This is a genomic window from Streptomyces sp. NPDC104307, from assembly GCF_055584045.1.
In genome coordinates, this window is record NZ_JBVJMU010000017.1 from 146,210 (window position 1) to 166,858 (window position 20,649).

The 20,649-nt window shown below is 72.1% G+C and carries 17 protein-coding genes and 1 tRNA gene; 9 read left to right on the forward strand and 9 right to left on the reverse strand.

Features of this window, described 5'->3' with window-relative positions; genetic code table 11:
• Positions 1-25: 25 nt before the first annotated feature.
• From ACZ601_RS31895 to ACZ601_RS31905, 3 genes are all read right to left on the reverse strand, one after another.
• On the reverse strand, positions 26-961 hold the full coding sequence (locus tag ACZ601_RS31895) for a pseudouridine synthase (RefSeq protein WP_469544518.1): 936 nt from the start codon (positions 959-961) through the stop codon (positions 26-28).
• Positions 962-1,064: 103 nt separating this feature from the next.
• On the reverse strand, positions 1,065-2,150 hold the full coding sequence (locus tag ACZ601_RS31900; protein WP_469544520.1) for a hypothetical protein: 1,086 nt from the start codon (positions 2,148-2,150) through the stop codon (positions 1,065-1,067).
• A gap of 134 nt (positions 2,151-2,284) precedes the next feature.
• Positions 2,285-3,352 carry a hypothetical protein gene (locus ACZ601_RS31905; RefSeq protein ID WP_469544522.1) on the reverse strand — a complete coding sequence of 356 codons (1,068 nt, stop codon included), beginning with the start codon at positions 3,350-3,352 and terminating at the stop codon, positions 2,285-2,287.
• Between the two features lie 328 nt (positions 3,353-3,680).
• Between ACZ601_RS31905 and ACZ601_RS31910 the strand changes: the two genes are divergently transcribed.
• Both ACZ601_RS31910 and ACZ601_RS31915 read left to right on the forward strand, forming a co-directional pair.
• Positions 3,681-4,415: a dienelactone hydrolase family protein gene (locus ACZ601_RS31910; protein ID WP_469544524.1), complete on the forward strand. Its 735-nt coding sequence runs from the start codon at positions 3,681-3,683 to the stop codon at positions 4,413-4,415.
• Positions 4,416-4,566: 151 nt separating this feature from the next.
• Positions 4,567-8,529, forward strand: coding sequence for an AAA domain-containing protein (locus ACZ601_RS31915; RefSeq protein WP_469544526.1), 3,963 nt, complete (start codon positions 4,567-4,569; stop codon positions 8,527-8,529).
• 52 nt (positions 8,530-8,581) lie between these two features.
• On the opposite strand, the gene ACZ601_RS31920 is transcribed toward ACZ601_RS31915, so the two are convergent.
• Both ACZ601_RS31920 and ACZ601_RS31925 read right to left on the reverse strand, forming a co-directional pair.
• On the reverse strand, positions 8,582-9,058 hold the full coding sequence (locus tag ACZ601_RS31920; RefSeq protein WP_469544528.1) for a VOC family protein: 477 nt from the start codon (positions 9,056-9,058) through the stop codon (positions 8,582-8,584).
• 75 nt (positions 9,059-9,133) lie between these two features.
• Complete coding sequence (locus ACZ601_RS31925) at positions 9,134-10,093, reverse strand: DUF5996 family protein (RefSeq protein WP_469544529.1); 960 nt, start codon at positions 10,091-10,093, stop codon at positions 9,134-9,136.
• 224 nt (positions 10,094-10,317) lie between these two features.
• Between ACZ601_RS31925 and ACZ601_RS31930 the strand changes: the two genes are divergently transcribed.
• Complete coding sequence (locus ACZ601_RS31930) at positions 10,318-11,040, forward strand: flavodoxin family protein (protein WP_440578592.1); 723 nt, start codon at positions 10,318-10,320, stop codon at positions 11,038-11,040.
• A gap of 185 nt (positions 11,041-11,225) precedes the next feature.
• Here the strand turns inward: ACZ601_RS31930 and ACZ601_RS31935 are convergent.
• Positions 11,226-11,313, reverse strand: a tRNA-Leu gene (locus tag ACZ601_RS31935).
• Between the two features lie 184 nt (positions 11,314-11,497).
• On the opposite strand from ACZ601_RS31935, the gene ACZ601_RS31940 reads away from it, so the two are divergent.
• From ACZ601_RS31940 to ACZ601_RS31950, 3 genes are all read left to right on the forward strand, one after another.
• Positions 11,498-12,832, forward strand: coding sequence for a M20/M25/M40 family metallo-hydrolase (locus tag ACZ601_RS31940; RefSeq protein ID WP_469544531.1), 1,335 nt, complete (start codon positions 11,498-11,500; stop codon positions 12,830-12,832).
• 142 nt (positions 12,833-12,974) lie between these two features.
• Entirely contained in the window at positions 12,975-13,208 is a 234-nt protein-coding gene (gene chpH / locus ACZ601_RS31945) for a chaplin ChpH (protein WP_024493808.1), read from the forward strand.
• Between the two features lie 138 nt (positions 13,209-13,346).
• Positions 13,347-14,153 (forward strand): chaplin, encoded by an 807-nt coding sequence (locus tag ACZ601_RS31950; protein ID WP_469544534.1) that lies wholly within the window; start codon positions 13,347-13,349, stop codon positions 14,151-14,153.
• Between the two features lie 74 nt (positions 14,154-14,227).
• On the opposite strand, the gene ACZ601_RS31955 is transcribed toward ACZ601_RS31950, so the two are convergent.
• Complete coding sequence (locus tag ACZ601_RS31955; protein WP_024493806.1) at positions 14,228-14,416, reverse strand: DUF5703 family protein; 189 nt, start codon at positions 14,414-14,416, stop codon at positions 14,228-14,230.
• Between the two features lie 47 nt (positions 14,417-14,463).
• Here ACZ601_RS31955 and ACZ601_RS31960 point away from each other — a divergent pair, with 47 nt between their 5' ends.
• On the forward strand, positions 14,464-15,135 hold the full coding sequence (locus ACZ601_RS31960) for a hypothetical protein (RefSeq protein WP_469544536.1): 672 nt from the start codon (positions 14,464-14,466) through the stop codon (positions 15,133-15,135).
• Between the two features lie 82 nt (positions 15,136-15,217).
• Here the strand turns inward: ACZ601_RS31960 and ACZ601_RS31965 are convergent, their stop codons facing one another.
• Together ACZ601_RS31965 and ACZ601_RS31970 are read right to left on the reverse strand one after the other, a co-directional pair.
• Positions 15,218-17,446: a helix-hairpin-helix domain-containing protein gene (locus tag ACZ601_RS31965; RefSeq protein ID WP_469544538.1), complete on the reverse strand. Its 2,229-nt coding sequence runs from the start codon at positions 17,444-17,446 to the stop codon at positions 15,218-15,220.
• Positions 17,443-18,426, reverse strand: a complete 984-nt coding sequence (locus tag ACZ601_RS31970; RefSeq protein WP_440574966.1) for an aldo/keto reductase — start codon at positions 18,424-18,426, stop codon at positions 17,443-17,445. The genes ACZ601_RS31965 and ACZ601_RS31970 overlap by 4 nt, the downstream gene beginning before the upstream one ends.
• A 140-nt stretch (positions 18,427-18,566) precedes the next feature.
• Between ACZ601_RS31970 and ACZ601_RS31975 the strand changes: the two genes are divergently transcribed.
• Complete coding sequence (locus ACZ601_RS31975) at positions 18,567-19,616, forward strand: LLM class F420-dependent oxidoreductase (RefSeq protein ID WP_469544541.1); 1,050 nt, start codon at positions 18,567-18,569, stop codon at positions 19,614-19,616.
• 235 nt (positions 19,617-19,851) lie between these two features.
• Positions 19,852-20,640, forward strand: a complete 789-nt coding sequence (locus ACZ601_RS31980; protein ID WP_469544544.1) for a ferritin-like domain-containing protein — start codon at positions 19,852-19,854, stop codon at positions 20,638-20,640.
• Positions 20,641-20,649 lie beyond the last annotated feature (9 nt).

A 20,649-nucleotide genomic window follows, 5' to 3' on the forward strand; every position in this document is an offset into this window, starting at 1 on the left:
CCCGTGGCCACTGAGCCCGGAAGATTCACCCCCTCGGCCACGCGGAGAGCCGCAGCCCGCTCTCGAAGCGGCGCGGCTCTCCCGTGACCGGATCGGTGAACTCCAGCACTTTCGCCAGCAGTTGGAGCGGGCGCGACCAGTCGTCCGGCGCCCCCTCCGCCTCGACCACGGGATAGACCGGGTCGTGGACGAGCGGCAGCCCCAGGCTGTTCATGTGGACCCGCAGCTGATGCGTCCGCCCGGTGGCCGGCAGCAACCGGTAGCGCCCGAGGTCCTCCCGGTGCTCCAGCAGCTCGATCCGGCTCTCGCTGTTCGGCTCGCCCGGCTCCTCGCGGGCGGCGATCACCCCGCGCTCCTTGACGATGAGGCTGCGCACGGTGCGCGGGAAGGCGAGCCGCGCGTCGTACGGCGCCACCGCCTCGTACTCCTTGCGCACCAGCCGGTCCCGGAACAGCGTCTGGTAGGCGCCCCGTTCCTCCGGCCGCACGACGAAGAGCACGAGCCCCGCCGTCAGCCGGTCCAGCCGGTGCGCCGGCTGGAGCAGGGGGAGGCCCAGCTCGCGGCGGAGCCGGGCCACCGCCGTCTGGGTGATGTGCCGGCCGCGCGGCGTCGTCGCCAGGAAGTGCGGCTTGTCCGCGACGACCAGGTGCTCGTCCCGGTGCACGACACCGACCGGGAACGGCACCGGCTCCTCCGGCGCGAAGTCCCGGTGGAACCAGAGGTACCGGCCCGCCGCGTACGGCTCCCGGCCCGTCACCGGGCCCCGCGCCGAGACGAACCGGCCGGCCGCGAGCATGGCGTCGAGCCGGTCCGCGCCGATCGCGCCGCCGAACCGCTCCAGCAGATGATCACGCACCGTGGGCCACCGCTCGCCGGGGTCGTCGGGGAGCCGCACCCGGACCGGATCGATCCCGTCGCGCTGCGGCAACGGCGACGGCGGCGGCTTCGAGCGCCCCCTCACCGGGGGCCGCCCGGCGCCCGGGTGCTGGTTCTCATGGTGCGGAGAATCCTTCCACAGCGGACGGGCCCCGCGCGCCGACGGGGCCCGTCCGGCATGCCGTCTCTCAGGCGGACGGGAGCGTCAGCTTCTGGGGGCCGCAGCCGATGCGCTCCGCCTCCGCCGCGACATAGCCCGGCAGCAGCTCATCCGTGAGTGTGAAGCCGCCCTTCGCTGTCTGCCGCAGCTGTTCCACCACGAACACCACGGGACCGGTCTGGCAGGACGCCCGGTACACCGCCCGGCCACCGGTCGTCTTTCCGTACCCCGTGGTGCCCTTGACGGAGGCACCGGACCGCAGCGAGTCCGAGGAGAAGATTTCGGCCAGCGCCGGGTCCACCACCGTCGTCATCCGCACCACCTGCTCCCGGTCGTCGCTGCCGACCTCGCAGATCCGGGCCGGCCCGACGCCGCCCGCACCGATCCTGGTGCGGGGCAGCTCCTTGCGGTACGCCTTCGGCAGGACGAACCCCTTGGTGCCGCAGAGCGCGGCCGCGTCGGTGTCCTGCCAGGTGTCGACGGACGGCAGCGCGCGCGGTGACGGGTAGCTGCCCGAGCAGCCGAAGGACCGGATGACCCCGTTGGTGGCGTCCACCAGGGCATCGGTGAGGGCGGCCCGGTCCTCCGTCGCGAGGTCCGAAGAGAAGTCGAGGCCCGCCCGTCCCATGCCGATCTCCACCACGGTGGGCCCGGAGAAGTCGCCGCGCCCCGTACAGCCCTGCGGCAGCGCCAGCCAGCCGCGTGACGCGGACACCATCCCGGGGAGTTCCTCGCCCAGCGACACCATGCCGGCCGCCAGGAACTCCTGGGGCCAGCGCGTCGAGTCGGTTCCCCGCAGCCCGTCCAACTGGTGCACGTTGACGGTCACCTGACGCAGGGCGCGGTCGTCCTTGAAACTGGTGATACGGCACTGCCCGTACGACAGGCCGTCACCCTCCCGGGCGTTGCCCAGCGACTGTTCGTCGACCTCGATCCTGCGGTCCCCGAAGAGCCCGGACACACTGGCGTCCCCGAGCGAGTCCCAGCAGGGAGCGGGCCCGAGCAGCGGCAGGGCATCGGTGCGCCAGGCGACCGCACCTGCGCCGAGCAGCGCGCCGGCCAGTCCGGCGGCGGTGACCGCACGGGCGGTACGGCTCCTGAGGAGGCGGCGCACGAAGGACGGACGTCCGCTGCCAACGTCCCCGGCGCTCGCAGGGCTCTCAAAGGTCTCGGGGCTCTCAGAAATCGCAGGGCTCTCAGGACTCGCAGAGTTCTCGGCGTCCTCGACCGGCACGTGCTGGTCCTCGCTCACGCGTCCTCACCGTCCCCGCAGCCGATGCGCTTGCCGACGGACTCCGCGAAGCGGTCGAACACCCGCCGGTCGCTGGGTCTGCCCCGGTCCTGGAGACCGGTGTCGACGTGTCCGTAGAACACCGTCGGACGTCCACCGCAGGTGGTGCGGAGCAGACCGTGGGACGAGCCGGCGGGCAGGCCGTCGAAGAGTGCGATCAGGCGCGGCCGGCGGGCCATCACATACTGCGCCGACGGCTCGTCGGGCGCCCGCGGCGTCTGCCACACCACCGAACAGGTCTGGAGCCGGTCGGTGACCGCGCCCACCTGCTGCTGGTAGCGCGAACCCTGACCGAAGTCGAAGGACATCCCGGGTATCCGGCACAGCGGATTCCCCGCCCGCTCGTCGTCCTCCGCCACCGTCACCAGGGGCGACGTCGTGCGCAGCGGTTTGCCCGGTGCGCAACCGGCCTTCTTCATCGTGGTGTTGGCGGCGTCGAGCAGCATCCGTCCGACCTCGGCGGTGTTGCCGATCGCGAACGGCATGGCCACCTTGCCGAGGTGGCCGTCGCCCGTGCTCTCGCTCCGGATCGTCACAGCCGACGGCCGTCCGTCCGCGTCGCACTCCGCGGGCAGCACCAGCATGGCCCGGTCGGCGGCGGCCAGCCCGTCGAGCCCGTCCGGGAGCGGCGAGGCCGAACCGTGGAAGTACTGGGCTATCCAGTCCCGGCGCTCCTTGGCGCCCTCGGGCACCGGCCCGTACTCCAGGGTGATCTGCTCCTTGAAGGTGAGCGGCTCGTCCGAGTCGCTGTCCTCGACCTCCGAGGTCACCGCCAGAGTGCAGGTGCCGTGCGGCCGGCCGGCCGAGGGCGGCGCGGACTCGGTGGCCCGCCGCTCGGAGCCGGACTTGCCGAGCGCTTCGTCGCCGAGGAACGACGCGCCGCTGTTCTGCTCCCACGCGCCCCAGCAGTAGGAAGCGCGGAACGGCCAACTGTCCGTCGCCCACAGCCCGGTGCCGGACACCAGCACCGCGCCGGCGACGACGCCGGCCCAGACCGCGACCCGCCGTCTGCCCCCGCTGACCATGGCAATTCCCCCTTGCGAACTTGCGACTTGCGAACCACGAAGATCATCGCGAACGCCCGATGCTACGTCGTCATCGGCGAGGCGTGAACCGTCTCAGCAGAGCCGTGAACGGTCTCGACAACTCGACAAGGGGCGTCGACTAGGCTGCGTGACCATGACTACCGGGACGGCCTCGCGCCACACACGGATCGGTTACCCGGCGCTCCTCTGAGCGCCGTACGGGCCGCCGCCGGCCCGCTGTCCGACCGGGGACCCGGCGCTGCCGCGCGGGCCCCGCCTCCTGTCGTGCCGCTCACCGCTCGACACGTCAACCACGACAGGAGAACCCATGCTCACCACAATGCTCCGGATCCCCACCCCGGACGGCCTGGCCGACGCCTTCGCCGCCTTCCCCGACAGCGACCGGCGGCACCCCGGGGTGCTGATGTACCCGGACGGCTTCGGCATCAGGCCCGTGCTGCGGGACATGGCGGTCGAACTGGCCGGACACGGGTACTACGTGCTCGTCCCCAACGTCTTCTACCGGCACGGCCCCACGCCGGTCATCGGACTTCCCGAGCACATCGGTGAAGAGGCCCGGCCGGGGATCATGGCCCAGGTGATGCCCCTGATCGGAGCGCACACCGCCGAACGCGCCCGCAGCGACGCCGATGCCTACCTGGGGTTCCTCACCGGCCGCCCCGAGGTGAGTGACGGCCCGGTCGGCGTGACCGGATACTGCATAGGCGGCCTGCTCGCGATGCGTACCGCCGCGGCCCACCCGGACGAGGTGGCCGCCGTCGCCGCGTTCCACGCCCCCGTGGGCGCCGACGGTCCGAAACTCTTCTCCACGGTCGCAGCCCAGGTCCACCTCGGCCACGCCGAGGGCGACATCACGCCCGAGGAACTGGACGAGCTGAACCGGTCCCTGGACGCCGCGGGAGCCGGCTTCACCTCCGAGATCTACCCGGGCACCGTCCACGGATTCACCATGTCCGACACCGACGCGTTCAGCGCCTCGGGGCTGCGGCGCCACTGGGACCGGCTGCTGCCCCTCCTGGGCGGCTCCCTGAACGTCGGCTGAGTCGCCGGAACGGGTGAGGTGCGGCCGCGTCGCTCTGCTGCCCGCGCCACAACATGCCGGGACCTGCCCTTCTGGGGTCCGGTAGATTCGACCGACAGCCGATCAGCGAATGGGAGTGGCCGGGGGCCGCGCGTGTGACGGGGGGCAGGGGGTGCGGAGCCGACAGGGGCGGGACCACCGCCGGGAAGCACTGCTGGAGTGCTGGCGAGCCATCGAGCTGTTCGGTCCGCCGAGCATTCCGGCACTGCCCCGACGGCGCTCCGCCGCACGGTCCGGGCCGAGCGACGAGTACATCGTCGATCTGACGCCGCTGCCGGGACAGGTACCGGCGCTCCTGCCGTGGGACGGCGACCATCCGGACACAGGCGCGCGCCGGGCACCCCGCGGCCGGATGTGGCGTCATGAGGTCTACTGCGGGGTCTTCGAACTGGAGCTGCTCCGGCAGGCCATGATCGCGGTACTGCCCGCGGGGACCGATCCGGATCCCGGTGTGCCGCAGTCCGAGCTGACGCTGGCGGGCGAGAGCGCCATGTTCGCCCTGATCCTGGACGACGAGGGGCGACCGGTCGAGGACACGTCCGTGATCTCCGCCTGCGCCTGGGCGACCGGCCGGCTCTTCGATCCGGGACCCTCCGCGCGGGGCTGGCTGGACGGATTCGAGGACCTCGACGACGCGTTCGGCACGGCGATCGACGAACTGACAGCCACCACGATTCCCTACGGCTCCGCCGCCCAGCCCCCCGGCACGAGGCGCGAGCAGCGGCCCGGCGCCGCCCAGGATTGCTCCGACCGCCCGAGCTGGCAGCGGCTGCTCGGCGAAATCCTCGGCGGCGCCGCCGTCGGCGCGGTCGAGGCCCTGTTCGGTGAGGTCGCCGGCGCCGCCCTGCAGGGCGCGGCCGAACCTCTGGTGAGCCGCGCCGCCGACTGGGCAGCGGCCCGCCGGCGCGTAGCGGGCGAAGGGGAGCCCGGGGATCCGGAGAGCGCCGGAATCGCCCCCGGGCCGGCGCCGGTCGACTCCGGGACCACGCCGGAGGCGTCCCGGGGCGGGTCCGGCCCCCGTGCGCTCGGGCTCGCCGATCTCGTTGCCCTCACCGCGCAGATCGCCGACCTGTGCGGGGTGCGGGACCGACTGCGGCCCCGAGCGGTCCGGGTGCGCAGCAGGCTCGTCCACCGGCCCAAGGACCCGCAGGCGAAGGTGTCCGCCGCGGCCCCTTTCCTGAACAGCCTGCTTCCGCCTGATCTCGACCGGGTGGCAGGGGCGGTCGGCAAGGGGATCGGCCCGGCTCTGGACGCGTATCTGACCGAGCACGATGCCCTTGCCGTGGGGAGGCGGACGGATGTGCGCCAGGAGCGCGGAGCCGTCCTGGCAGGTGTGGATCCGGAGCTGGTTCCGTCGGGGCGGTGGCCCTCACCGGCGCGGTTCCCGCTCGCGCTGAGCCAGCAGTTCGCGGTCGACCGAATGCTCGCCGACCGTGCGGGCACCGGGGGCGGGATGTTCTCCGTGAACGGTCCGCCCGGCACGGGCAAGACGACGATGCTGCGTGACCTGGTCGCCGCGCTGGTGGTCGAGCGGGCGGCGGTGCTGGCCACGTTCGACCGGCCCGGACAGGCCTTTGCCGGCCCGGCGTGGCGGGGCAGGGACCGCCAGGGCACGCACCCGCGGTTCGTGTCGCGGCTCGACCCCCGGCTGACCGGATTCGAGATCGTGGTCGCGTCCTCCAACAACGGTGCGGTCGAGAACATCACCGCCGAACTGCCCGGCATCAGCGCGCTCGATGAGCACTGGCACGGCGGCCCCGACCATTTCTCCGACCTCGCCTCGGCCCTCCTCGGCGGCCCCGCGTGGGGGCTGGTCGCGGCGGTGCTCGGGAACAAGACCAACCGCAAGGAGTTCGGCGACCGGTTCTGGTGGGGCCGGCTGCCCGAGCGGGAGGCCGCCGCCCGTTCCGAGGAAGGACGGCCACCACTGCGCGGTATGCGGGCCGTTCTGAGTGACTGGATTCCGCCGAGAACTCCGCCCGGCAGCCGGCGCCCCGCCGCCTCGGCGGCAGGCGGCGCACCCGCCGGACCGGCCGGACCCGCCGAGCCTGTGCCGTCGTGGTCCGACGCCGTCACCGCGTTCCGCGCCGCCCGGGACGAGGTGGAACGCCTGCGTGCGGAGCGTGCCCACCTGGCCTCGGAACTGGCAGCCGTCGACTCCCCCTCGGCCGGGCAGCGGATCGCGGACCTGGAAGCCGCCGTACCCCGCGCGGACCGGCAGGTCACCGCCGCGACGGACGCCGTGGAGCGGGCCGCCGCCGTCACCGAAGAAGCCCGGAGCGCCACCGAGGCCGCCGAGGCCCGGCACCGGGCGGCCACCGAGCACGTGCCACGAGCCCGGCAGGAGCTGGGCGCCGCCCGCGCGGATGTGTCGGCCGCCCGCGAACTGGCCGCCCACCACCGCGACTACGTCACCGCGCTCACTTCCCGCCAGGACGCACCACAGACCGTCGAGCCGGGCCTGCGAGGCGGGCTGCGGCGCCTCCTGCAGAGCTCTGCCGACCGGCAGGCCGCCCAACGCCGGCAGGAGCGTACCCAGGCCGAGATCACGGAACTGCTCGTCCAGCACCGCGCCGCCCTCGACGACTCCATGGCGCAGGTCGCCGCGGCCGTTCACGCCGAGTCCCTGGCCGTGGGCCGGATCTCGCAGTCCGCCTCCGCAGCCGACGAGGCGGCCGCCGGTCTCACCACCGCCCGCGCGCGAGAGCGGACCGCGCACGCCCGGCAGATCGCGGCGGACACCGCCCTGCGGCAGGCCCGGCAGGCCGTCGACACAGCCCTGGGTAACCTGCGGGCCGCCATGACCGAGCTCAACCGGCGCCACAACGCGTTGCGACGGGCCGCTTCGGACCTGCCCTCACTGCCGCTCGGCTGGCAGCATGACGACGAGGCCGTCCAGGAACTCGGCTCCCCCTGGTCGGACGAGGCGTGGTCCACCGCGCGCAGCGACCTGTTCCTGCGCGCTCTCGACCTGCACCGCGCCTTCGTGGCCGGGGCCGCGCAGAAGGTCCGAGGCAATCTCCAGGTACTCATGGAGCTGATGGCCGGAACCAATGGGCCGCTGCCCGACGAAGAGGTCGAGCGTGCCTGGCAGACCCTCTTCCTCGTGGTGCCCGTGGTGTCCACCACGTTCTCCTCCGTCGGCAGCATGTTCGCGCGCCTCGGCCGGGAGTCGATCGGCTGGCTGCTCGTCGACGAGGCCGGGCAGGCCACGCCACAGGCCGCCGTGGGCGCGCTGTGGCGTGCCCGCCGTGCCGTGCTGGTCGGCGATCCGCTCCAGCTGGAGCCCGTCGTCACCATGCCCACCGCTCTGCAGCGCAGGCTGCTGCGCGCCTACGGCGTCGACGAGCGGTGGCTGCCCTCGGCCACCTCGGCCCAGGCCGTGGCCGACCGGACCAACCGCTACGGCACCTACCTGCCGGCACCGGACAGCGACGACGGCCACGTCTGGGTGGGTTCACCGCTACGTGTCCACCGCCGTTGCGAGGAGCCGATGTTCACCGTCAGCAATGAGGTCGCGTACGGCGGCCTCATGGTCCACGGCACGGCGCGGCAGGCGTTCCCCGACAGCGAACGGGACGGGCTGCTGCCCAGCCGCTGGCTCAACACCGATGACCCCGCCCGCCCGGCCGACTCCCCGTGGGGCGTACGCGACCGTCGTGCGTTCGAGTTCGTCCTCGATCTCCTGGAGCGGCACGGCGTCGGCGTCGAGCGCATCCGGGTCATCGCCCCGTTCCGCGCCCTCGTCGCGGAGTGCAAGAAGGTCTGCCGTGGCCGCGAAGGCTGGACAGCTGAACTCCTGGACGAACGCTGCGCCACTGTCCACCGGGCACAGGGCAAGGAAGCCGATGTCGTCGTCCTCGTGCTCGGCGGCGGCCGTCGGGGAGCACGCGAGTGGGCGGCCGGCAGCCCGCACCTGCTCAACGTGGCCGCGAGCCGCGCCAAGCGCCGCCTCTACGTCATCGGTGAGCGCGGCCTGTGGGCCCCGCTCACCCACTTCGACGTCCTCGCTCGCGAACTGGCGGAATTCGACCACGTCAGTGACCGGGCGACCTGGCCACCGGACGGCGAGTGACCACCAACCCGCATATCGGCCGAAGGAGTCGCGCTGCGCGGCCGGCGCACACTCACACTGAGGGGCCTTCGGTGCGGTTCGGCCGCCCGGGGGGCGGGTCGGCGTAGACACCGTGCAGCATGCCGGTGGCCTGACCGACCTCGATCAGGTAGCCGTCCGGATCGCGCAGGTAACAGCGGATCTCGGCCTTCCGGTCGATCGGTCCGGTGATGAATTGAGCACCCTTGGCGCCCCAGTCGCGGTAGACGGCCTCGATGTCCGCCACCCGGATGTTGAGGAAACAGGATGTGCTGGTGACGTCCTGCGGTGGACGCAGGGTGATGCCTGGCTTGTCGGGGGTGGGCCCGCCGCCGGGATTCATGATGATCCAGCTGTTGGCCAGCCGGACCGTGCAGGGGTTCTCGGCGAGGACGACCTCGCCGCCGAGGACGTCCGAGTAGAAGGCACGCGAGCGGGGTACGTCGGCGACGCTGAGGAAGTAGCTGAGGAGCATTCCTGACTCGGGTGCGGGAAAGCCTTCAGTGGACATGTTTCACATCCCTGCTTCGTGGTCGGATCTGCGCCGGCCGACCGGAGCCGCGTCCATGGCCGGCTGATTCCCGGGTCACGTTCCGGGCCGAGGACGTGCCGCGACCGGTGCCTGGGGGTCGGTCACGCCCCCCGGGCAGAGCCGGTCGGTGTGCCAGCCCGCCAAGCGCGCGCCGGCCGCGTACGCGGTGTCGTAGAACTGGAGGATCTCGGCGGGCGCGTCGGGTGCGGTGCGCACGTCGTCGTAGGGCAGCAGGGCGAGGTGCGAACCGTTGCTCTCCGTCCACCGCGCGGCTGCCGGTTCCAGCGGCTGCCGCCGCATTTCGTCGGGTTCCGGCGCCGTGTACGAGTAGAAGGCGGGTTCGGGGTAGGACCGTTCGTCACCGAACCAGAAACCGCTGCTGATCACCTCACGCGAGTACGCCTCACGGGTCACGGGATCGACGGACAGCCCTTGCGTCACGTGCCGGTCGGAGAACCGGGTGACGGCGATGTCGAAGGTGTGCCAGAAATGGTGGACAGGGCTGGTCTTCCCGGAGTATCCGGCCGCGTACTTCTCCAGGACCAGCATGACCTGGGTGAGGACGGTCCAGTAGCGGGTCACGGCGACCGGATCGTACGCGGCGTGTTCGTCGTCCTCGGCGAACGGCCGGGCGGCGTCGGGCAGGTCGAAGGGATACGGGTGCTCCGGGAGCGTGCTGATGCCCAGGTGGGCGAGCGCGCCGGTGAACTCGCGGTAGAAGTCACCGACTGACAGGCCCATCAGGGGGAACGACACCTGACGCCCGGCGAGGGTGAGAACGCGGAGACGGTGGGTGGTGAAGTCGAAGTCGACGGTGAACACGGTGCCGTCGCCGAGCGGGCCGCTGGGCCGGGTGGTGATGCCGTCTCCGGTCAGGTGGAAGGGGACGTTCCACCAGTGGTTGCGCCGGACGCTGGCCGCCAGCCGTACCTTTCCGACGATTTGCAGGAACCGGTGCAGCGTCTCCTTCGTCGGGGCCCAGGACTCCCTGGGCAGCGGAGGAAACAAGTCCATCGGAGGTGCCTCCCGGAGGCCCGCCCCGACCCGGACGGCCGAGGACACGTGGATCCACTCTCGCGCCCAGTGCCCGGGGCCGCATCCGCTGGGCGCCGGGTGCCGGGTGCCGGGTGCGGGGTGCGGGACGCTGGGGGCGTACTGCGTTCGCCGCACTGCGATGGCCCTCCGCCTCCCGGTCTTCCAGGCTGATGTCACCAGCCACCGCGAAGGGACCCGCACCCGTGCCGTCCGCCAATGCGCCCCGTTACGACGACCTCCGCGCCCTCTACCTCAACTGCACCCTCAAGCCGTCACCGGAGACGAGCAATACCGAGGGAGTGATCGACCGCAGTACCGCGGTGATGCGTGCGGCAGGCGTGCGCACAGAGGTGATCCGCCCCGTCGACTGGGACCTCGCGGTCGGCGTCCAGCCCGACATGACCGAGCACGGCGCCGCCACCGATGCCTGGCCAGGTCTGCACGCCAAGGTGATGGCCGCCGACATCCTGGTGCTCTGCGGACCGATCTGGCTCGGTGACAACAGCTCCGTGATGAAGCACGTCATCGAACGGCTCTACTCCAACTCGGCCGAACTCAACGACGCGGGCCAGTCCGCCTACTACGGGCGGGTCGGCGGCTGTCTGATCACCGGCAACGAGGACGGCCTCAAGCACTGCGCCATGAACATCCTCTACAGCCTTCAGCACATCGGCTACGCCATCCCCCCGCAGGCCGACGCGGGCTGGATCGGCGAGGCGGGCCCAGGACCCAGCTACCTCGATCCCGGCTCCGGCGGCCCCGAGAACGACTTCACCAACCGGAACACCACCTTCGCGGCCTGGAACCTCATGCACCTCGCCGCCCTCCTGAAACACGCCGGAGGCATCCCCGTGTACGGCAACCAGCGCCCCGAGTGGAACGCCGGCTGCCGCTTCGACGCCCCCAACCCGGAGCACCGCAGCTGACGGACCCCCGCCCGGCCGGAGCGGTACCCGAGGACTGGCAGCAGCGGTTGATCTGAGCGCGAGCTCCCACAGACCTGGCGCGCCCGGGTCGACGCCCGCGCCTGCTCATCACGTTCTGCACAACAACAAAGCCGGTCAAAGCGACAAAGTGTCGCTTTGACCGGCTTCATTTGGTCAGTTGACCATGGTGTCCGAGGGGGGACTTGAACCCCCACGCCCGATAAAGGGCACTAGCACCTCAAGCTAGCGCGTCTGCCATTCCGCCACCCGGACAAGGTGTCTGTCTCGCGGGCCCTTGCCCGTTCCGACGTGGAAAACCATAGCAAACATTGGGAGGTGCTCGATCACGGCCCGGTCTGTGTGAAGGGCGGATGACGAGGGGTGGGGGGCCTTGGGTGTGCGGGCCGGGCGCGGGAGGATGAGGGGGAGCACCACAGCGACAGTGGAAGGAACCAGCGTGAGCGAGACCAAAACGGCCCGGACGGGCTCGGGTGAGACCGCCGAGAATGAGGTCGTGGACCTCTGTCGTGACCTGATCCGGATCGACACCAGCAACTACGGGGACCACTCGGGGCCGGGTGAGCGGCTGGCCGCCGAGTACGTCGCCGAGAAGCTCGCGGAGGTCGGGCTTGAGCCGCAGATCTTCGAGTCCCACAAGGGCCGTGCCTCCACGGTGGCGCGGATCGAGGGCGAGGACTCCTCCAAGCCGGCGCTGCTGATCCACGGCCACACGGACGTCGTGCCGGCGAACGCCCACGACTGGACGCACCACCCCTTCTCCGGGGAGATCGCGGACGGCTGTGTGTGGGGCCGGGGCGCGGTCGACATGAAGGACATGGACGCGATGACCCTCGCGGTCGTGCGCGAGCGGATGCGCAGCGGCCGCAAGCCCCCGCGGGACATCGTGCTCGCCTTCCTCGCGGACGAGGAGGCGGGCGGCACCTACGGGGCCCGGTATCTCGTCGACAAGCACCCCGGCCTGTTCGAGGGCGTCACGGAGGCGATCGGCGAGGTCGGCGGCTTCTCCTTCACGGTCAACGAGAACCTGCGCCTCTACCTCGTGGAGACCGCGCAGAAGGGCATGCACTGGATGCGGCTGACCGTGGACGGCACGGCCGGTCACGGGTCCATGACCAACGACGACAACGCGATCACCGAGCTGTGCGAGGCGGTCGGGCGGCTCGGACGGCACAAGTGGCCGGTACGGGTGACCAAGACCGTGCGGTCCTTCCTGGACGAGCTGTCCGACGCGCTCGGCACCCCGCTGGACCCCGAGGACATGGACGCCACGCTGGCCAAGCTGGGCGGCATCGCCAAGATGGTCGGGGCCACCCTGCGCAACTCCGCAGCCCCCACCATGCTGGGCGCGGGCTACAAGGTGAACGTGATCCCGGGACAGGCCACCGCCCACGTCGACGGCCGCTTCCTGCCGGGGTACGAGCAGGAGTTCCTGACCGACCTCGACCGGATCCTCGGCCCGCGCGTCAAGCGCGAGGACGTGCACGGCGACAAGGCCCTCGAAACCGACTTCGACGGCTCCCTGGTGGACGCGATGCAGATCGCGCTCAAGGCGGAGGACCCGATCGCCCGCGCCGTCCCGTACATGCTCTCCGGCGGTACGGACGCCAAGTCCTTCGACGACCTGGGCATCCGCTGCTTCGGTTTCGCCCCGCTGAAGCTCCCCCCGGAGCTGGATTTCGCGGGCATGTTCCACGGCGTGGACGAGCGGGTGCCGGTCGACGGCCTGAAGTTCGGCGTCCGGGTCCTCGACCGTTTCATCGACAACAGCTGACTCCGCGCCGAGTGATTCGACAGCGTGTACGTACAGACCGGAACGAGTGAAAGGGGCTTTCTGCTCGTAGCCCGATTGCTTTCTCCTCGTTACAGGTGGTGCGGTCCGCGGCTGGGACCGCACTTGCCAACTAGGAGGAACAATGATCAAGAAGATCGTCGCAGCTGCGGCTGTCACCGGTGGTCTGGTGCTCGCGGGCGCCGGTATGGCCGTCGCCGACTCGGGCGCCCAGGGTGCCGCCATCGGCAGCCCCGGCGTGCTCTCGGGCAACGTCGTCCAGGTTCCGGTCCACATCCCGGTCAACCTCTGTGGCAACACCGTCTCCGTGATCGGGCTGCTGAACCCCACCTTCGGCAACACCTGCGTCAACGCCTGACGTCGCACGTCAACCCGCAAGGGTTTGAGCCCGGTCGGCCTCGGAGCGCGCGCCATGTGCTCCGGGGCCGCCGGGTCCTTTGCCTCCGAACGCTCAAGTCCGGGGGTATTCCGGAAGGTAGAAGGCAGGAAACAACCTATGCGACAGGTCACGCGTAAAGGCCTGATCACCATGGCGGCCGCGGGCGGCGTACTCGCGCTCAGTGGCGGTTACGCGCACGCCGACGCGGGAGCGTCCGGCGGTGCGTCGAATTCCCCGGGGGTGCTTTCAGGGAATTCGGTACAGATCCCGGTCGAGGTACCGGTGAACGTCTGCGGTAACTCCGTGAGCGTCGTCGGACTGATCAACCCGACCTTCGGGAACGCCTGCGGAAACGGTTCTGGGGGTGCGGCCGCAGGCCGGACCGGATCGTCCGCAGGTACCGCCTCGGGCAGCCACGCCTCGGACAGCCGGGCCACCGGCAGCCGCGCGTCGCAGGACCGTGGCCAGGAGGCGCGGACGGGCACCGGCAAGCACCGTGCCGTCCCCACGGACAACGGGGGCGGGGCAACGGCACAGGGCTACGCGCAGGGCTCGCCCGGTCTGCTCTCGGGCAACCAGATCCAGGCCCCCATCGACATCCCCGTGAACGTCTGCGGCAACAGCATCGACATCGTCGGGCTGCTGAACCCCAGCTTCGGCAACGACTGCGAGAACGAGAGCACGCCGCAGGTCACGCCGCCGGTCACCCCTCCGGTGACTCCGGTCACCCACCCCAAGGCGCCACCGACGCCCGGACCCCGCACCGTCCCGAACGCGCCGGAGCCGCAGAGCATGCCCGAGGGCACTCCGCAGCTCGCACACACCGGATCGGGCGGGCTCGACCTGCTGATCCCGGCCAGCGCGGGCCTGCTGCTCGCAGGCGCGGGCACGGTGCTGTACCGCCGCGCCAAGGCCGCCGCCTAGGTTCTTTCGGCTGAATCAGGCTGGTCAGGCTGGACCAGAGAGCGGGCCCCGCGAGCAGCGGGGCCCGTTCCGTTTCACCAGGTGGCCCGCAGCTGGCGGATGATCCGCCGACGCAGCCGCACCCGGCGGCTGCCGTCCAGGCGCAGTGTCAGTCGGTCCAACTCCCAGTGCCCGTACTCGGCATGGTCGGTCAGCAGGCGGGTCGTCTCCTTCCGGGACAGCCCGCGCGGCACGTACACGTCGACAAATTCGTATTCCGGCATCGCATCTATTGTGCGGGCAGACCCCCGGTACGGATAGCGTCTGCTCTATGTCTGATGCTGCGCAGCCATCCGCTGCCGAGGTACGCGCCGCCGCTGATGCGGTCAAGGTCGCGCTCGACCGTCACCTCGACGCGGTCGAACGCCGGTCCGGGGACGACGACCCCGCTGTCTATGACGCGTTCAACGCACTGGCCGCTGCGGCGGAGGTCTATGACGAACTCCTCTACGACCGCCACGACGAGGTCACCCCCTTCGAGATTCCGGGCGCCGGGGACTCCCTGCCGCCCTACAGCGGTCCAGAGGAGCCGAACGCGCTCAGCGTGCTGATCCGCCGCGACTACGCGGTGGTGGAGCCGCAGCGGCTGCTCGCCCAGGCGCAGCGCCTCGCCGACCTGGACCCGGACGTCCGGGACACCGAGAGCACGGCCGCGGCCGGCAGCAGCGTCCACGCGGCGCTCGGGGTGCTCTTCGGGGAGTACGAGGCGGACGAGATCGCGTCCCGGCACCTGGAGTTCGGCCTTGAGGAGGGTGACTCCACCCTGTGGGTCGCGGCGGCGGACGAGCTGCCGGAGCCGGGGGAGTGGCTGGGCGCGCCCTTCGACGACGCGGATCCGGAACTGGTGGTCTGCCGGTTCGACGTCAGTGCCGTCTTCGACGAGGACGAGCTTGACGGAGAGTTGGACGGCGAACTCGACGGCATGGCGCGGGGCGGCTCCTGACCGGTCCGTCCTCTGCCGGAGCCAGTGCCCGGGGGCCGGGCGGATGCGTGCGTGACGCCATCCGCCCGGCCCTCGCCGGGTCTCACCCCTCGGACGCCTCGGATGCCTCCAGCAGGGTGCGCAGCCGGGTGGTGCGGTCCTGCGCGGGGGACTGGGCGACCGCGCGCGGCAGCGCCTGATCCACCCCGTGCACCACGGACAGGTGCCGCTCGCCCCGGCCGAACGCGGTATAGACCCAGGGGCGGCTGAGCCCCTGCGCGGCGTCACCCGGCAGTACGACGACCACCGCGGGCCACCGCATACCGGCTGCCTGATGGGCGCTGAGCGCCCAGGCATGGCGTACGGACGCCTCCACCCGCTCCTGCGGCACGACGACCGGGGTCCCCGCGCAGTCCAGGTGCAGGCCCTCCGCGTCGGCCGAGACGACCACGCCGGGCACCGTTCTGCCCGGTGCGGGGACATGGGCGATCCGGTCGCCGGGGTCGAAGCCGCCGAACCGGCCGGGGCCGGGGTTGAGCCGCTGCTTGAGCGCCTCGTTCAGCGCCCGGGTGCCCGCGGACCCGCCGTGGCCCACGGTGATCACCTGGGTCTCGGACGACGGGACGCCGATGGCGCGCGGCACCGAGTCGGCCACCAGCTGCACCGTGCGGTGCACCGCCTCGCCCGCGTCACGCACGGGCACGATCACCACTTCCCGGCCCGGCGCCGCCACCTGGTTCAGCTCCCCGATGCCGATGCCGGAGACGAGCTCCCCGATCGGCCCTGGGTCCGGCGTACGGGAGACGATCTGCGGGCACGCGCGGGCGGCCAGCACATCGGCGAAGACCCGGCCCGCACCCGCTGAGCCCAGCACGCCGGGATCGCCGCTGAGCACCAGCCGGGCCCCGTCCGCGAGAGCCTCCACCAGCATCGCGCCGGTCTCGACGTCGACCTGCGGGGCGTCCAGCACGACGAGCAGGTCGACGGCGAGGGCCCCCTCCTCGTCCCGTCCCGGGCCCTCGGCGCCGGAGAGCAGCCCGGCCAGCGTGACGGCCGCCGAGGGGTCGCCCACCGCCTCGGCCAGCCGCCGCGCGCCGTCCGTGCTGTGGGTGGTGCCGAGGGCCCGCAGGCCGAGGCCGTTCGCCGCGGCGATCAGCGCGGCGGGCTCGGCCCTCGCCGCCTCGCCACCGGTGTGCGCGACGAGCCCGTGGGCCGCGGCGGTACGGATCAGCTCCGCGGCCGAGGGGGAGGGCGCCGACTCGGCGGCCCCGGACCAGTCGGCGTCCTTCTCGACCGCGTTCACCAGCCGGGCCAGCCCGTCCGCGAGGCTCTCCTCCGCCAGGGCGTAGCGGTCGAGGCCCAGGAACACCTGCACCGGCTCCTGCGGGCCCGCTTCCCGGTCCCCGGCGGGCGCGTCGGCGGCTGCTGGCGCCTCCTCCTGCGCCGCCTCCTCCGGGCCGCCCTCCTCGCCGTCCTCCTCGTCGTCCTGGAAGACCAGGACGACGCCCTCGCCGACCGCGTGCTCCACGGCGGCCTCCGGGTCGGTCACCGCCCGTCCGGTGAGCGCGGCCCGCACCTCCGCGGCGTCCAGCGCGGTGTGGCCCCGCAGCGCCGCGCGCTCCAGCAGCCAGCCGATCAGGGCGTCGGTGCGCCGCTCGTCGTCCGGGCCGCACTCCGCGCCCAGCAGCGCCCGTGCGAAGCCGTCGGCCTGCTCCGGGCCGACGCCGGGAAGGGCGAGCAGCTGCCAGGGGTCCTCGCGCAGGACATCGTCCGCGTGTGCGCCGAGCCTCCCGGCGGCCGGGGCGGCCAGGTTCTCCGGGGCGCCGCCGGAGGCCAGCACGGCGGCCACGGCGGCGACCGCCTCCGGGGCGGCGCCCCGGTCCGCGCCGACGGGCTCCGGGGCCCGCTCCCGGACCGGGGCGGGGGCGGGCCTGCGGGGGGTGGCGGGCGCGGGGGCGTCGAAGAACGCGGCTCCCGGCTTCTCGCCGCTCTCCACGGCGCGTACGGCCGCCAGCAGGTCGGCGGCCGGTCCGCTCAGCTTCGTACCGGCGGGGATGGGGCCGTCCTTCTCGGCCTTGCGCTTCTCGATCCGCTCCAGCAGCTCGCGCTGGGCCGCCAGCTCCGCCTCCGCCTCGGAGAGGACCGGTGCGGCGGTGTCGCTGTCGGCGGCCGTGTCGGCCCCGGCGGGGGCCTCCTCTGCGGCGGCCTCCTCCGCAGGGGCTTCCTCTGCGGGGGCCTCCTCCGTGGGCGAGGGCACGGAGACGTCCGCGACGACGTCTTCGTCGTCGGGGGCCGGGGAGCCTGGGGTCTCCCCCCGGGGAAGCGCAGTCACAGCGTGCTCCAGTCCTGGTCGGGATAGCGGTGCACGGGCGCCGACACATCGTCGAGCGCGCGGCAGATCTCGTCAGGAAGACTAAGCGTCTCCACTGACAAAGCCTCCGTGAGCTGGTGCGCGTTGCGCGCGCCGACGATCGGGGCGACCACGCCCGGACGGTCCCTCACCCAGGCGAGCGCCACCTGCAGCGGCGTCGTGGCCAGCCCGTCGGCGGCGGTCGCCACGGCGTCCACGATGCGGCTCGCGGGGTCGTCGAGATACGGCTCCACGAACGGGGCGAGCAGCTCGGAGGCGCCGCGCGAGTCCGCCGGGGTGCCGGTGCGGTACTTGGCGGTCAGCACGCCACGGCCCAGCGGCGAGGACGGCAGCAGCCCCACCCCGAGGTCGAGCGCCGCCGGCAACACCTCGCGCTCCACGCCCCGTTGCAGCAGCGAGTACTCCATCTGCGTACTGGCCAGCCGGGTCCGCAGACCGGGCGAGGCGAGCTGCCAGGTCGCGGCCTTGGCCAGCTGCCAGCCGCAGAAGTTCGACACTCCCGCGTAGCGGGCGCGCCCGCTGGACACCGCCAGGTCCAGTGCCTGGAGCGTCTCGTCCAGCGGCGTCACCGGATCGAAGGCGTGCACCTGCCACAGATCCACGTAGTCCGTGCCGAGCCGGGCCAGCGAGGCGTCGAGGGCGGCCAGCAGATGCCCGCGCGAACCGTCGAATCTGCGGTACGGGTCGGGCACGCTGCCGGCCTTGGTGGCGATGACCAGATCGCGCCTCGGCACCAGCCCCTCGACGAGCCGCCCGAGCAGGTACTCGGACTCGCCGCCGCCGTACACGTCCGCCGTGTCGACCAGGGTGCCGCCCACCTCCCAGAAGGCCTTGAGCTGCTCGGCAGCGTCGTGCTCGTCGGTGTCCCGGCCCCAGGTGAGGGTGCCGAGCCCGATCCGGGACACTCGAAGGCCGGTGCGGCCGAGATGCCTCTGCTCCATGGGCGCTGAGATTACTGGCCATGGCTCCACTCGGTGCGGGGCTGTGGACAACCGGGGCCCGGGTCACCCCTGCCGGATCGTGTTCCCGCGCGCTAGAGTCCGGAGCACAGAGACGTTACTGATCAGTAAGGGGAGCGGCTATGCGGCTCGGCATCAATCTCGGTTACTGGGGCGCGGGTATGGACGGGGACAACCTCGCCGTCGCGCAGGAGGCCGACCGGCTCGGCTACGACGTCTGCTGGGCGGCCGAGGCCTACGGCTCCGATGCCCCGACCGTGCTGAGCTGGGTGGCCGCGCAGACCGAGTCCATCGACATCGGCTCCGCGATCATGCAGATCCCGGCCCGCCAGCCCGCCATGACGGCGATGACGGCCGCCACCCTCGACTCGCTCTCCGGCGGCCGCTTCCGGCTCGGCCTCGGGGTGTCGGGGCCGCAGGTCTCCGAGGGCTGGTACGGCGTCAAGTTCGACAAGCCGCTGGCCCGCACCCGCGAGTACGTCGAGATCGTCCGCAAGGCGATGAGCCGCGAGCGGCTCTCGTACGAGGGGCAGCACTGGACGCTCCCGCTGCCGGACGGGCCGGGCAAGCCGATCAAGCTGACCATCCACCCGGAGCGCGAGCACATCCCGGTGTACATCGCCGCGATCGGCCCGAAGAACCTGGAGCAGACCGGTGAGATCGGTGACGGGGCACTGCTGATCTTCCCCTCCGCAGAGCACCTGGAGGACACCGCGATCAAGCATCTGCGGGCCGGCCGGGAGAAGGCAGGCCAGACCATGGAGGGCTTCGACGTCTGCCCGACCCTGCCGCTCGCGGTCGGCGATGATGTCAAGGGCCTCGCCGACATGTTCCGGCCGTACACCGCGCTGTACGTCGGCGGCATGGGCAGCCCCAAGCAGAACTTCTACAACCAGCTCGCCCAGCGCATGGGGTACGAGAAGGAGGCCGCCGAGATCCAGGAGAAGTACCTGTCCGGCGACAAGAGCGGTGCCGCCACCGCCGTTCCGCACCAGCTGATCGACCAGACCACGCTGCTCGGCCCGGTGGAGCGGATCTCCGACCGGATGCAGGCCTACGCGGCCGCGGGCGTCACCACCCTGACCCTGGCCCCGGCCGGCTTCACGCTCGACGAGCGGATCGCCGCGCTGCGCGCCGGCACGGACGCGCTGGAGCGCTCCGGACTCGCGTAGCGAACCCGCCCCCGGGCAGCACTACGGCCGTGGTGGGGGCTCGGGGGCTCCCCGCCACGGCCGTCACGCGGAACAACGCGGCCGGGGCGGTCGGGTTACGGGGCCTGTGCGGAAACGGTTCGCCGGGCGCTGCGCGGCTCGCACGTTCGGCCCAGTTCGTGAGCCTTCCTGTTGCCCGCCGGGGCCGGGCGCATTTGACTGTCGCTCGGCGGACGCCGGCACGGAGGTGGCAGTGATGCTCTCGGCAAAGAACCTGTTCCAGGAGATTCTCGACGACGACGAGTCGTTCCGGCTGTTCTGCTCCATCGCCGCCGGCGGGGAGTCCCAGGGAGGCTGGGAGAACGGCCGTATCGCGGCTCTCGTCCCCGCGAGCCAGCGCGCCCTGGCCCCCAAGATCGCCCGGCACGGAGCCGATGAGGACAAGCACGGCAGGATCTTCAACGCCCTCCTGAGGAAGCGCGGTCTGGCGCCTGTGGAGGTCCCCCACGAGACCGACTACACGATGCTCCTGGAGAAGGACGGCATCGGCCTCGCCCATGAGCTGCTGGGGCGTGACGAGCCGCTCGCCGAGCGCGACATCATCACCTACCTCGCGCACAGCCGGGTGACCGAACAGCGCGCCTCCGAGCAGATGCGGCTGCTGCGGAAGTACTTCGCGGACCACCCGGAGCTGGGCCGCGCGGTCAGGATGATCTCGAACGACGAGGACAACCACCTGGCGTACTGCCACGAGGAACTGCTGCGCTTCGCCCGGTCCGGACACGGCCGCACGATCCAGAGCGTCCTGCGCGAGTGCGCGCTCGGTGAGATCCGGGTCTACCGCGACGTCAGCCTCGCCGTGATGGACCACATGGGCCGCATCCTGGGCTGGCCGAGGGCCAAGGCCGCGGTACTGGCGGCGGGAATCCACGCCGTCTACGCGTACGAGCGCCTGGTGGGCTGGCGGCGCATGGTCAGCCTGGCGCCGCCGGAGCGGCGCGACGCGCTGGGCGGTCCGGCCGTCCCGGCGCCCGAGTACGGCTGAGCGGAGAGG

Coding starts and splice junctions, on each gene's coding strand:
- ACZ601_RS31905 (WP_469544522.1), bottom strand. CDS start 3,352: ATGGTCAGCGGGGGCAGACGGCGGGTCGCGGTCTGGGCCGGCGTCGTC.
- ACZ601_RS31910 (WP_469544524.1), top strand. CDS start 3,681: ATGCTCACCACAATGCTCCGGATCCCCACCCCGGACGGCCTGGCCGAC.
- ACZ601_RS31920 (WP_469544528.1), bottom strand. CDS start 9,058: ATGTCCACTGAAGGCTTTCCCGCACCCGAGTCAGGAATGCTCCTCAGC.
- ACZ601_RS31925 (WP_469544529.1), bottom strand. CDS start 10,093: ATGGACTTGTTTCCTCCGCTGCCCAGGGAGTCCTGGGCCCCGACGAAG.
- chpH (WP_024493808.1), top strand. CDS start 12,975: ATGATCAAGAAGATCGTCGCAGCTGCGGCTGTCACCGGTGGTCTGGTG.
- ACZ601_RS31950 (WP_469544534.1), top strand. CDS start 13,347: ATGCGACAGGTCACGCGTAAAGGCCTGATCACCATGGCGGCCGCGGGC.
- ACZ601_RS31955 (WP_024493806.1), bottom strand. CDS start 14,416: ATGCCGGAATACGAATTTGTCGACGTGTACGTGCCGCGCGGGCTGTCC.
- ACZ601_RS31960 (WP_469544536.1), top strand. CDS start 14,464: ATGTCTGATGCTGCGCAGCCATCCGCTGCCGAGGTACGCGCCGCCGCT.
- ACZ601_RS31970 (WP_440574966.1), bottom strand. CDS start 18,426: ATGGAGCAGAGGCATCTCGGCCGCACCGGCCTTCGAGTGTCCCGGATC.
- ACZ601_RS31975 (WP_469544541.1), top strand. CDS start 18,567: ATGCGGCTCGGCATCAATCTCGGTTACTGGGGCGCGGGTATGGACGGG.
- ACZ601_RS31980 (WP_469544544.1), top strand. CDS start 19,852: ATGCTCTCGGCAAAGAACCTGTTCCAGGAGATTCTCGACGACGACGAG.